Below are 12,565 nucleotides of genomic sequence, written 5' to 3' on the forward strand. Positions count from 1 at the left end.
GGGCCCGAAGTCGGCTATTTTACCCGCGCGATAAAGTGGTTGAACTGCAGGGCGTTGAGCATATCAACGCTCTCGGAGTTCGCCCCGCGGGTCCCCAGAATCATCTCCAGGCGACCGCGCGCCAGCGCGTATTCGGGCGCGACGACCGCCGGGTCCAGGGTATGCAGCAGACGGCCACTTTCGAGGTCGCGCAACTCGACATGCTCGCCGACGGCAAGGATCGTGTCTTCGATGCGCGCCAGCGCCATATTCCCCTGCAATAACCAGGTGTCTTGCTCGGGGCTCGCGCGCCACTGCAGCTCGCCGCTGGAGACGTCGAAGCACGAGATCTCTGCGCGGTCCGTCTTGACCAATCCCAACGCGCCCCCGCTCTTGCCGCGAAAAGTGCCCGCTTCGATGCCGAGCACCGGTGTCGGGGCGTCCATTCCCGCGCTTGAGAGGTCGAGGGTCCACTCAACCCGTGGGTCGCTGCGCTCGATATCGATGCCGCGCAGGCTCAGTTGTCCGTGGTGCTCGACCGCCAGGATCATCCAATCCCCGACGAAACTCGCCGGGCGAGTCAGGACCCCGTCGAGCCTCAATTGCCAGGCACTTCGCCCGGTGAATGGGTAGATCGAGTGGACCGTGATTTTATGGTGAAGCGCGTCCTGCGAGAGTGCATAGAGGCGGCCCTGATGTGCCTGGGGCGCCGCGTCTGCGAGGCCGCCCAGCCGGATCTTCCACAGTAATTTGCCGTCGATGGGGTTGACGCAGAAGAGGAACCCCTCGCCGGTCACCGCGGTCACCAGGGGCCCCCAGAAGTCGACGCCCACGAAGCGCCCGTGCCCCGAACTAAAGCTCCACTGCAGCTCGCCGGTGTCGCTGGCCAGGCCCATCACACGCCCCTGGGCGTCGCAGGCGACCAGGCGGTTCTCGGCGGCGTAGGAGGCCGCGCCGAGCAGGCGCCGCCAGTTCTTCAACCCATCTGCGGTATTCTCAAAGATCGACTCGCCGCTTTTGAGGTCGACCGACTCGACGCCGCGCCCGTCTTCGACCAATAGCACGCGATCATCCAGGACGCGGTGGCTTAAGCGCCCCATATCCAGGTCTTCGCGCTTCCATTGTGGCTGACCGTCCGCCATGCCCAGCGCGAAGAGTCCGTCGGAGGTCGGCACGACCAGCGTGTCACGGGAGGCGCTGATCTGGCAAAATTCGATGCGAGGCGCCCCAAATTGCCAGGCCGGCTGAGGAAAAAGCGCGTGAACCTGCCGGATCGCCCAGGGGAACGCAGGCGGCGGCTCTGCCGGCGCGGTGCGCGGCAGGAGATGGCCGAGCGTCTCGATAAAACGCTCCGGTTCGTCGTGGTAGGAGTTGCTCCCGGAGAGCTCCTCGAACCACGCGCGCAGCTCACGCGCCTCCTGGTCGAGGTCGCTCCAGCGATGATTGAGCTCCATCAGCGGATTGATGGCGAGCGTGTCGGCCAGGATGAGCTCGGTGACCGCGAGCATCATATCGAGCGCTTCGCGCGGTGTGCTCCGGACCGTGATTTCGGGATGGTCCGGGCTCTCGACGCCCATCTCCAGGGTCCAGTCACTGCCGTCGGCGAAGATCGCGAGGTTCAGATGCCCGATGGGTTCCGCACACTCAAACGCGTCTTCTTGGGAGGCCTCAAGGCGGTTGAGCACCTCGCGGCATCGCTTGAGCAGCGAGTGCGCGCTGAGCAGTGGATACCCCGGGTTTCCGGGCGTTAGCGAGACGACTTCTCCGTTGATTTCGGCGACGATCTCGCCGGGAGACAGCAGGGCGTGCAGGTCAAAATCGTGCTCGCCGCAATAGCCTCGCAGTCCCCGATAGTCCGCGTCAAAGCGGTAGCTAAACGTCCATCCGCTCGGGTTCGACGTGCCCCCTTGATGCATGCCCATCGCCGCGTCGCTATTGGCCGGGGAATGCTGGAAGTTGCGTCTTTTATAATTTTGGATGCGCCCAAGTCGCGCGCTGAACGCGCGCACGAAGGTGTCGGTCGAGAAGCTCTCGGAGATGCGATACAGGTCGCTTAGCAGCGTCTCCGCCGCCTTGGAGAGGGCCGCGACGAAGGTGTCGATGCCGATCGCGATATCGTGAGCCAGCACCCGGTGGTGGCGGTTGATGCCGTAGAGGGAGACCAGCAATTGGTGACCCCGCGGCTGCAAGACCATCTCCCAGGGTTCGCAATGAAATTCGATGATGGCCTTGCTGGATCTGCCCTCAAGGAGTTGCGCCACCGCGTCGAGCAGGCCGTTGAGCACCCCGAAGATGCTCTCCTCGGCGACATGACTGGTGATATTGATGCCGTCGAGCACGATATCGATGATGTCGCGAATCTCGGTGAGATCGAGCTCCGAGTGGAACCGGTGGTGGCGGCGCAGGTTTTTTAGGAATTGAACGTCATTTTTCCAATGCCGGCCAACGATGATCTCAGCAGACGCCATAGTTACTCACCTTTGAACATTGCCGCTTTTCCAGCCGGCGTGATTTGGCGCCACAGGGTGGAGCCTAGATCCAAGCTCGAGCGCACGCGCGACTCGATCTTGGCATCAACATAGACCTTCGCGATTGGCTCGATGACCAGTGATTTACCCAAAAAACTATTCTCAAACCGGTTGTCGTCGATCAGGTAGACTTTGCGGTGGGTCTCTTCGCAAAGCACCATATTAAAGAAGTTGTCCGAGACCGCGGCTGGGGCTGGGGCTGGGGCGGGCGCCGGGATGGCCCCTATCTCCACGAGATCTTCCTGGCGCAATTGCAGGGTCTTGTCCTCGGGGCCGCGCTCGGCGTGGATCGTATTATAGAACAACTCCGTGAGTTGAGTGCGCAATAAGCGATAGGCCCGTTTAACCTCGGTGGCGCTGCCATTGAGCTCAATATCCAAGTCAGCGCAGCGGATTGAAAGTTTGTTATCCGTGCGCGTCGGTGCCTGCATTCGCTTTGTATTTGCCATCGATTTAGCTCCAGATGTGCTCATAGCCCGGCGGCTTGTGAGCCGGGTCTCGGGGGGCGGTGGACTAACTTTTGGGGTGCCTGATTCATTCCGGCCAATTGACCCCCCGGTGGGGCGGGGTGCCGGAAAAAAATAGGGCCAGATTTCGCTCTCCAATCATAGGAATGAGGGGCCCATTGACGCAAGGCCGCCCGGGGAAAGGTCGGGTCTGGGAACAGAAATTGCGCAGTTGACGCAAATATTGTGGATTATTTGGGTGTGGGGAAAGTGCTTTGAATTCAATGGGTTGGCGCTGTTTGTTGGGCGAGGTGCTGCTCTGGGGAGGATTTTAGGCGCAACAAAATCGCAATATTGTCGAAAACAATATTGTGGGTCTTTTGATGTTTCGGGCTCGCACGCCTTAATTTTCTTCGATATCCATGAGGGTAAGATGAGCAATATGAACGGTATTAATCCGAATCGCATGAACTCCGGGGCGATCCATCACGCGCAGGCCAAGCAGTCCGAAGGCTCAGGTGGCGGCTCGGGATTCGGTAAATTGATGGGGACGATCGCCGATGGAGCGCTCGCCGGCCTGGCCGCGGTCGCGCCGGTGCTGCCGGGCGGGGAGCTTATCAAGATCGCGGCCAATGGGCTGCGCGGGGTGAGCTCAGACGCCCCGGCCGGGCTGGGCGGTGGGCGCGGCGAGCAGCTCGATGAGATGTGGGCGATGCAGGAGGATAATCAGGTCTTTAATCTGCAATATATGCATCTGCAGCAGTCGATGCAGTCGGAGAATCGTCACTTCTCGACGATGTCCAATCTGCTTAAAGCGCGCCACGATACCGCCAAGGCGGCGATCAATAATATGCGTGTCTAATTCCGGGTTGTGTTTAGAGATTACGATAGGTTTTTTCGGGGCGTTGGGAGAAATGGGCTTATAACTGGAAACCACGGAGATGATGATGGATGCAGCTCAAGATACGTTAGAAATGCAGGCTTCGGCACAGGACTCTTTAAAGCAGGCCTATCTCTTTCTTAGTTTTGGCCGCTATCAGGAGGCCATCGACGCGTGCGATACGGCCGCCCGGCTCGCCCCCAAGCATCCGCTCGCGCCCACGCTCAAGGGGAGCTTCGAGATGTCGGTGGGGCGGGTGGGCGACGCGTTGGGCACGTTGCGCGCGGTCACCCGTCGGCACCCAAAATATCCGCTGGCCTGGCTTTATTTCGCCGAAGCCTGCTTTTTGGACGGGCGCTCCGCGGCCGCGCAGCGCGCGCTCAGCGAGCTCGATAAGCTGCCGCTGACCGATGCGCTGCTCGAGTTTCGCGATGAATTGGTGCAGGTCTGGAGCTCGGTTGCCCAGGATGTGATTCCGCCCCCGCTGGTCGCTGATATCTCCTAGGCTGTGCGGGGGCTGCGGAGGCGATGCCGGTATGTGTCGTGAGATCTTGGGAATTCACTTTTAACTTGAAGCATTTGTAGAGAAGACGCTGTTGGAGACAACGCAGCCCGTGACACAAGGTTCACTAATGAATATCGGTGATAGCAAGGCGGCGGGGGGGCTTTTTGAGCGTATAGAGAGCGCGTATCAGGAGGCGCTTGTCAGTGAAGCTCCCGCAGGCGTGGATGAGGTCGCCGGGGCAGGGGGAGCGGCCAAAAGCGCCGCCGTCGACGCGCCTTCGCCGACCTCGTCGAACGCAGAGCCCTGGGCGCATCTGGAAAGTCCGGTCCAGCGTGGGTTGCTTAAGCTGTGCGCCGACGCGATAAACGGAGACTTCGGCAGCGAAGAACAATTATGCATCGCGGTCGTGCAGACCATCGTTGAGCATCGTTTCAGCGGTCCGGTGCCTGCCGGCCAGGCCGACCAGATTTTGAAGACGCTAAACGCGAGCCTCGTGAGCGACCCTAATTTTCGAGAGAGCATCGAGCATTTGCTCGTGCTTGCGGCGCGTGAGTTGGCTTGAGGCAAGCGGACCCGGCGGGCGCCTGGTCGCGCTCGGACAAACTTGTATTCGACTTCGCTGCGGGCTATCGTAGACAAGAAATGAGTCCGCAACTAGACAGCGGGATAAAACCCTCGCTTCCCAGATTGGAATCTATGTCCCCAGAATTCATGCAGAACCCCGTAGACCCGGCCGAGCCGGCGTTTCTCTTGCTCTATTGCGATGCGTGTGAGCGCGAGGTGCTCAGCGCCTGCGAGCTCGACCAAGACTCCGAGATTATTGATGTCTGCCTCCATTGTGAGGCGACTCTCGACCGCGAGGATGGGTCGGCCTGCTGGGTGGACGCCTACGAACTCGATGACCACGGCTATTTTGTGGAGGGCAGCGAAAAGCGCGATACGCGACACGGTGGTGGCGGGTGTCGTGGGAAGTCTTGCGGTATTAAGCAACCAGAATAAGTTCCTAATATAAATTAACGATACGCCGCAGGAGGCGTGAATGTTGTACGAAGTCTTTATACCATCAGTCGAAGCCGATGGGTTTGACGAGTCGATTACGGTCGACGCCGAGAACTGGATGGCCGCCTTAAAGTCGGGCTTAGAGCGCACCGGCGAAGGCAGCGATATCATGCGCAATCTGATGTGCGATATTAAGGATGATAATAGCATCCACGTCACCGATGCGGTCAGCCGCCGTGTTTTCGTGCTGCGTGAATTGGAGGACGACGCCGAGAGCGCTGCTGATGGCGGGGAGGAAGTTGAGACCGTCATGACGCCCGCGGTGAATGCCGATGCAGCGGAAGCCAAAGCGGCCGAAGAGGCGAAGCGCGCGGCGGAGGCCAAAGCGGCCGAAGATGCGAAGCGTGCGGCGGAGGCCAAAGCGGCCGAAGATGCGAAGCGTGCCGCGGAGGCGAAAGCCGCCGAAGAGGCGAAGCGCGCGTCTGAGCAGAAGGCAGCCGAGGAGGCCAGGCTTGCTGCGGAGGCAAAAGCCGCTGAGGTAGCTAAACGCGTCGCGGAGGCGAAAGCTGCCGAAGAGGCAAAGCGCGCTGCAGAGGCGAAAGCTGCCGAAGAGGCAAAGCGCGCTGCGGAGGCGAAAGCTGCCGAAGAGGCAAAGCTTGCTGCGGAGGCAAAAGCCGCCAAAGAAGCAAAGCTTGCAGCAGAACAGAAAGCCGCCGAAGAGCAGGCCGATAAGCATATCTATGAGGCCGAAGACAAGCGGATTCGCATCGGGTCAGCCACGCATAGCGCGCTGAAGAAATCCGACCAGCCGGCCGCGCGCATTGTCAGCGAATCGCGCACCAAGAGCGATGTGAATCGTACGGTCGACTTCGGCCGCGCCGACGAGAAGGTCAGTGAGTCGTTGATCGAGGATATCTTCCTGGAGATCCAAGATATTCACGAAGGCGATAAGTCGATGCAAGAGGTCATCGACTTCGTCATGGACATGGCCATGGAGAAGATCGGCGCCGAGAGTGGCAGCGTTCTATTTGCCGATGTGAATGGCCAAGAGTTGTATTTCGCCGCCGCGCGCGGTCCGAAGGCCGCCGATATTATGGACTTCCGCGTGCCGATGGGCATGGGGATCGTCGGCTTTTGCACCCGCGAAGGCGTCAGCCTGGCCATCAGCGACGCCGAGAATGATCCTCGATTCTACAAGGAGATCTCGGAGTCGCTTGGCTACGATACCCACGGCTTGCTCTGCGCGCCGATCCAACACGAGGGGAGGGTTTACGGCGCGATCGAGGTCATGAATAAAAAGGCGTCAGGCGGGTTTTCGGCCGATGAAACCAACGCCCTTGCCTATATTGGTCGCCAACTCGCCCAATACGTTCACGGCGAGATTATGCGCAACGAGAAGATCAGTTGAGGCCGTAGGTCATCAGGTCTGAGAAGAGCACGCTGACCCCGAATAGCTTGAGCAGCAGCCATAGCCCTAGCTTTAGAATCACTTGAACGACGGCCACCGCGACGCTCTTCGTGAAACTGAGGCTATAGCTGCTCATCATCACCGCGATCCACAGGATTGGGTAGATAAACCAGCTAATCCAGCCGATGATCGGGATCATGCCGAGAACAAAACCGGCCAAACTCAGACCCAAAACCACGAAGAGGGCTTTGGTGTAGCGATTCTTCGACTTGGGCACTCCCATCGTGCCCACGGCGAGTTTTAGGATCAGCACATGCAGTAAAAAGGTCATTATGCCTAACATCGTTGCGCTCATGGTGTGCCCTCAAATTTGTGAAGTGTGAATTGCTGCAGCATATCGCTCTATCATTGCCTAAATTAGCTCGCAAACTCCTGCGATAGTGCAACTCCAACGGTACGCCCGCGATTAAATAAACGCGCGCGTGCCTTTATGGATCTATAAATAAGCACCAACGGGTCGTATTTCTATTCCATGCTACTTTTCTCGCGGGCATTCAATATATAGGACCCATGCGCTAGGATGCTCGAATACTCGAATTCCATGACCCGATGACGTGTTATTATTATGCTTCGAGGTAAAAAACAGATCGCGTTGGGCCTCGCTATTCAACAAGAAGACGCGTCCAAAAATTTGCCCGCCGCGGAAGCGGAGTGGGTGGCGTCCTGGGGCGAAGATGATTTTATGGGGCGCACCCAATGGCCACGCCTCGACGAGGTGCTGCGCGCCACGGCGCTGCGCGATGATGGAGCGGGCGTCTATATTGTCGACCCGCGGGGCGGCCAGGAGTTCCGAAGCTATAAGCAGATCATGGCGTACGCGGCGCGCATCGGCGCGGGCTTGCAGGCCAAGGGTGTCGCTCCGGGCGACCGCGTGATGCTCTTGCAGTCGACCGGCTTTGATTTCCTCGGGTCGTTTTTTGGCGCCCAGGCCATCGGCGCCACGCCGATCCCCTTTGCTCCGCCGCGCACCCTAAAACCCAAGCGCGCGCGCATCCCGAAGTTGCCGCGAAACGGGGCGCGAAAACCCAGCTTCGCCGGCTACGCCGAGCGCCTCGGTGCGCGCGTGATCCTCGCCGAGCGCGGCGTTGACTTAGGCCAAGCCCCAACCCGCACAGATGCCGGCGCCTTGTATTTTTGCGGCGGGGTCAGCGCGCTGCTCGACGGCGTCCCAGGCGCCGCGACGGCCGACTCCCCAGCCTCCCCGACCAACCCCGCCTATATTCAGCTGACCGCCGGCGCGACCGGGCGCATGCGCGGCGTAGAGTTGTCCCAGGCCAATATTCTGTCCAACGTGCTCGCCATCGGTCGCGCGCTGCGCGTGCAGCCCGACGACGTCGGCGTCTCCTGGGTGCCCCCTTATAACTCGATGGGCCTGGTCGGCATTATTTGCTTCGGCCTATATTGGGGCCTCAATATGGTCATGATCCATCCCGAGCGCTTTTTGCAGCAGCCCGAGGACTGGTTGCGCGCGATTTCTCGCCACGGCGGCACGCTCTCGGTGGCGCCCAATTTTGGGTATCACTACACGCTTCGGCGCTGTCAGCAATCCAACCTCAGCGGGCTCGACCTGTCGAGTTGGCGCGTGGCGATGAGCGGCGCCGAACCGGTGCGCGCCCAGCATATGGACGCGTTTGAGAGACGTTTCAGCCAATACGGGCTCAAACACGACCTCTTCTTGCCGGTCTACGGCTTGGCCGAGGCGACGCTCGCCGTGACCTTTGGCGGGCTCGGTGAGCCCTTCGGGCTCGATGGTATTAACCGGCGTGTTTTGGAGAACCAGGGCATCGTTGAGCCGCTGCCGGCCGAGGGCGCGAACTCTCCGGCCGAGCGTCTTCATCTGGTCTCGGTCGGCCGACCGGTCGAGGGGGTTGACGTCAAGATCGTCGGCGACGATGGAGGGGAGTTGGGCGAGCGCGAATGCGGCGAAATCTGGGTGCGTGGGCCGAATTGCATGAGCACCTATGTCGCTGAAGACGCCGCGCCGCGCCCGGCGTGCAGCGACGGCGCTGCGATCGAGGCGACCCGAATGGTGGGGGACTGGTTGGCGACAAGCGACTTAGGCTATGTCGCCGACGGGCAATTATACATACTTGGGCGAGCCTGTGATGCGGTTCGGACCGCGCGTGGCCGCACTCTTTATCCCGACGAAGTCGAGCTCTTCGTTAACTCCGTCGACGGGATCCGGGTTGGCAGCGCGGTTGCATTTTCGGTGCCGGCGGCAGAAGGCAATATTAATGGTGCTCCAGCGCAGGCCGGCAGCAAAGAGGCGGTGGCCGACGCACAAACGGGAGTCAGTCTCCTTGTGATCGGCTATGAACTACAGGCAGGCACCGAGGCCAGACACGTGGAGAGGGCGGTGCGCACCCTGCTGAAAAAGCATCTGAGCGTGGACCCGCACACCATCGTTCCGCTGTCACCGGATTCGGTGCCTAAAACCCATAGCGGTAAGGTGCGCCGTTCCCTGGTGCGCGAGCTCTTCCTGGCCGACCGCCTGGACCGGCGCACGCGCGCGGAGCAGCGCGATCCCCTGAAGAGGGTAATCTCGCGCGCTCAGAGCAGCGTGACTCGTCTGCGCGACGGCGTCCAACAACATCTCAGTGGATGGTTCTCCGATACCTGAGCGCGCTCACAATCAGCGCATCTCAGGGGTTGGAGTAGTCGTGCTCCGGCGCTGACATCGATGTCTCATTCACTGGTTGATCCAAGCCGTGGCGCGTGTTGGGCTCGGCAGGCGATCGGAGCTGGAAAAATAGTTTTAAGGTTATTGTCATGAGATCGATGCTCCAAACAGACCATGCGGATCGAGGGTCTCCTCAAATTTTGGCGGCGCTCTCAAGATTCACCCGTAGCCTTGGTGTCGTCGCGCTCTTTATGATGAGCGGCTGCGCCGACGTCGGTGACGCCTGCCTTTTTGACTCCGATTGCAGCGGCGGTAGTTTGTGCGTTCGCGATATGTGCCGGGCTGCGTGCAGCCTGGAGGAGGATTGCGCTGCGCCCGAAAACCGCTGCCTACTGGTCACCAAAGAGCGATCTGCAGAGAAGGAGACCGTCAAGGTATGCGTGGATGATAGCTTCGACTCCGAATTGAATGGCGCCCAGGACAACTGTGAAGCCACCGGGGATTGCTGCAGCGCTCATGAAGAGTGCGTCGAGCTATTCGACGACCCGCGCGCGAGGTGTGCCCCCGACGCCCGCTGTCTGATTCCGCTTTCTTGATTCTTTGGGCGATTCTCCCTATTAGAAGGCGTGGGCGCGCCGAGCGCGTCCTGGCGGGTTTCGATGGATCTGGACGGAATGGCTGAGTCAATGCTAAGACCATGGCAAGAACCCGCTGCCGATTTCTTTGTGAGGGTCGCCGAAAAGATTTACTCTTAGCTGGTGAGTCTGGCAGAGGAATTGCATCGTGTTGGGAGTCGAGTGCGATCGACGCGAGCCGAAGGGTTCTCGTTGGCGCGAACGACACCGCCCCGACATGGAATTGCTTGAGCAGCCATGGAGTCAATGGGACACAGGACGCCAAGTCGATTGGGTCCCGGTCCAAACGTAAGTTTGTTAATCTGGTTCATTTAACTAAATAGGGAAGACAAATGAAAAAGTTTCAAAAATGGATGGGTATTCTTCTGGTAGGTTTCGCAGCATCGAGCCTCTTCGTGGCTTGCGGTGACGAGGAAGAGGCCACCTGCCTCGTCGACTCGGACTGCTACGACGAAGAGCTTTGCAACCAGGACACCGGCTTCTGCGCCCTCGACTGCACCGACGACGCTGGCGTTTGCGCCGGCGACGAAGTCTGCGCGCCGCGCGGCACCGAAGCTGGAAGCATCTGCGTGTTCGAAGGCGGAACCACCCCCGAGTGCACCATCGACGCCGACTGCACCGGCGAAGGCGAGACCTGCAGCGATGCTGGCGTTTGCGTCGGCGGAACCACCCCCGAGTGCACCACGGCGGAAGACTGCCCGATCGAGGGCGACGTGTGCGTCAACGAAGTCTGTGAGTCGCCGGCCGCTCCGTACTTCTTCGCCGAACTTCTCGACACGACCACCGACGAAGGTGCGTGTGCCAGCACCAACCCGGGTTCGGATATCTTCGGCATTATGCTGACCAAAGCTGCCGACAACTCGGTCGCTTATGGTCGTGCCGTCAACGGCGAATCCAAGGATCGCAGCGGTGGCGAGATCAACGAGCGTGGCGACTTCGATTTCGTCCTCGACGGTACGGCTCCGAGCCTCAACGATGTCTGCCCCGAGTCGTTCGACGCGACCTTCTCCATGGGCTGCGGCGGTGTCGTTCTGGTCGAGTTCCTCGACGAAAACGGTGGCCTGGTCGAAATTGAGACCGGCGACCTGATCACCCCGATGGAGTGGGGCGGAACCTGCCCGACCGGCGACGACCTGGATACCTGGAAGGTCAGCGTCTGCGACAACACGGTCAGCCGCAACACCCTTGAGGGCGACTACACCGCATGTCAGGGGATTTCGCAGGGCGAAGGCTTGGGCATCTCCGATGTCACGGTCAGTCTCTAAGTCCCACGGATGATATGGCGGCGGTATCCGCTGCCATAGCATCACAACTCCCAATCGTTTAGGCGGTTGAGAGCGCCACCCAGCCCGCATCCCTCAGGATGCGGGCTGGGTCTTTTGTTGGCCGGTGCGCTCACTCGATCGCGTGCTCGCGCGCCCCTTGCTCGCTGGCCGACGCGCGGTTAACTCGTCGAGATGCTCGGCGGGTTTACTCATTTTAAAGAAGCGGCTAAAGAGTGTAGCCAGCGGCTTGCTGCGCCCGGGTCGATGTCGGGCTTGCGGCCCGCGACTTCATTGATGATGCCATAGGAATATGATGCCAAGGATGCCCGAAGATCGTAGAAGACGCGCGCCGAAGGGAGCGCGCGGTGCCACGATGGTCCGTATACTGCTCGGCTGCCTGCTCCTCGGGGGCGTGGCGGTGGGGAGCGGATGCGCCAGCGACTCCGGCGCGTCGGCCCAGCCGCGCACCTTTGCCGACGCCGCTGAGCGCCTCTACCAGGCCGCCCAGACGGACCTCAAAAAGGGGAATACCCTCGAGGCGATCAGCCAGTTTAACGCGCTGCGAAATACCTTCCCCTATAGCAAATACGCGCCGCTGGCCGAGTTAGGCATCGGCGACGCCTATTTCGCCCAGGAGAGCTACGCCACCGCGGTGCAGCAGTACCGCAGCTTTGTCCAATTGCATCCGTCCCACGCGAAGGTTGCCTACGCCCAGTGGCGGGTCGCCGACGCATTCTATCAGTTGATGCCCGAGGACTGGTGGTTGTTGCCGCCGGCCTACGAGCGTAATCTGCGCAAGACTGAGGATGCGGTGCGCGAGCTCGATCGCTTCGCGAAAGCCTATCCGCAATCCGAATACGCCGCCGAGGCCAATAAGCGCCTGGGGATCGCCCGGCGGCGCCTGGCCGATCACGAGTTATATGTCGCGAAATTCTATTTCGAGCGCGACAACCCCAAGGCCGCAGGCATGCGCTTGCGCTACCTGCTCAAGAATTATTCCGGTCTTGGCCTCGATCCGCAGGCCCTTTTCTTGCTGGCGCGCTCCTATATTGAATTGGGGGAGCTGCCGCGGGCCCAGACCGCGCTGAATGACCTGATTAAATATCACCCCAACTCCGATCTCGCGGGCAAGGCGCGCGACTATCTGAGACGCTATAACCTGGATAAGAAGGGTTAAACCCGCTGTCGCACGCCGCTTTTATCACTGCCAGTTGACATGCGGAGGCGGGCCGGATATACG

12 protein-coding genes are annotated in these 12,565 nt (G+C 60.3%); 9 read left to right on the top strand and 3 right to left on the bottom strand.

Translation table 11 applies throughout. The features are described 5' to 3' along the window. Positions 1 to 14 precede the first annotated feature (14 nt). Both DN745_RS03965 and DN745_RS03970 read right to left on the bottom strand, forming a co-directional pair. Positions 15 to 2,447 (bottom strand): outer membrane protein assembly factor BamB family protein, encoded by a 2,433-nt coding sequence (locus DN745_RS03965; protein ID WP_111332380.1) that lies wholly within the window; start codon positions 2,445 to 2,447, stop codon positions 15 to 17. 2 nt (positions 2,448 to 2,449) lie between these two features. Continuing rightward, complete coding sequence (locus tag DN745_RS03970; RefSeq protein WP_111332382.1) at positions 2,450 to 2,956, bottom strand: hypothetical protein; 507 nt, start codon at positions 2,954 to 2,956, stop codon at positions 2,450 to 2,452. A gap of 430 nt (positions 2,957 to 3,386) precedes the next feature. On the opposite strand from DN745_RS03970, the gene DN745_RS03975 reads away from it, so the two are divergent. From DN745_RS03975 to DN745_RS03995, 5 genes are all read left to right on the top strand, one after another. Further along, the gene (locus DN745_RS03975; protein WP_111332384.1) at positions 3,387 to 3,815 is read left to right on the top strand and encodes a hypothetical protein; all 429 of its coding nucleotides are present in this window, start codon (positions 3,387 to 3,389) and stop codon (positions 3,813 to 3,815) included. 79 nt (positions 3,816 to 3,894) lie between these two features. Continuing rightward, a complete protein-coding gene (locus DN745_RS03980) occupies positions 3,895 to 4,338 on the top strand; it encodes a tetratricopeptide repeat protein (protein WP_111332386.1) in 444 nt (147 codons plus the stop codon). 127 nt (positions 4,339 to 4,465) lie between these two features. Further along, a complete protein-coding gene (locus tag DN745_RS03985) occupies positions 4,466 to 4,900 on the top strand; it encodes a hypothetical protein (protein WP_111332388.1) in 435 nt (144 codons plus the stop codon). A 134-nt stretch (positions 4,901 to 5,034) separates the two neighbouring features. Further along, positions 5,035 to 5,337 carry a hypothetical protein gene (locus DN745_RS03990; protein ID WP_133621745.1) on the top strand — a complete coding sequence of 101 codons (303 nt, stop codon included), beginning with the start codon at positions 5,035 to 5,037 and terminating at the stop codon, positions 5,335 to 5,337. A gap of 40 nt (positions 5,338 to 5,377) precedes the next feature. Then, the gene (locus DN745_RS03995) at positions 5,378 to 6,745 is read left to right on the top strand and encodes a GAF domain-containing protein (RefSeq protein WP_111332392.1); all 1,368 of its coding nucleotides are present in this window, start codon (positions 5,378 to 5,380) and stop codon (positions 6,743 to 6,745) included. On the opposite strand, the gene DN745_RS04000 is transcribed toward DN745_RS03995, so the two are convergent. Beyond that, a complete protein-coding gene (locus DN745_RS04000; RefSeq protein WP_111332393.1) occupies positions 6,738 to 7,076 on the bottom strand; it encodes a hypothetical protein in 339 nt (112 codons plus the stop codon). The two genes, DN745_RS03995 and DN745_RS04000, sit on opposite strands and share 8 nt — an antisense overlap. A gap of 294 nt (positions 7,077 to 7,370) precedes the next feature. Between DN745_RS04000 and DN745_RS04005 the strand changes: the two genes are divergently transcribed. The 4 genes from DN745_RS04005 to DN745_RS04020 all read left to right on the top strand — a co-directional run bounded on the left by DN745_RS04005 (position 7,371) and on the right by DN745_RS04020 (position 12,502). Beyond that, entirely contained in the window at positions 7,371 to 9,425 is a 2,055-nt protein-coding gene (locus tag DN745_RS04005; protein WP_111332395.1) for an AMP-binding protein, read from the top strand. Between the two features lie 251 nt (positions 9,426 to 9,676). Continuing rightward, complete coding sequence (locus DN745_RS04010) at positions 9,677 to 10,021, top strand: hypothetical protein (RefSeq protein WP_111332396.1); 345 nt, start codon at positions 9,677 to 9,679, stop codon at positions 10,019 to 10,021. Positions 10,022 to 10,392: 371 nt separating this feature from the next. Further along, on the top strand, positions 10,393 to 11,325 hold the full coding sequence (locus tag DN745_RS04015) for a hypothetical protein (protein ID WP_111332398.1): 933 nt from the start codon (positions 10,393 to 10,395) through the stop codon (positions 11,323 to 11,325). Between the two features lie 373 nt (positions 11,326 to 11,698). Next, on the top strand, positions 11,699 to 12,502 hold the full coding sequence (locus DN745_RS04020) for an outer membrane protein assembly factor BamD (protein ID WP_162687437.1): 804 nt from the start codon (positions 11,699 to 11,701) through the stop codon (positions 12,500 to 12,502). Positions 12,503 to 12,565 lie beyond the last annotated feature (63 nt).

Source organism: Bradymonas sediminis (assembly GCF_003258315.1).
Classification (GTDB): Bacteria; Myxococcota_A; Bradymonadia; order Bradymonadales; family Bradymonadaceae; genus Bradymonas; species Bradymonas sediminis.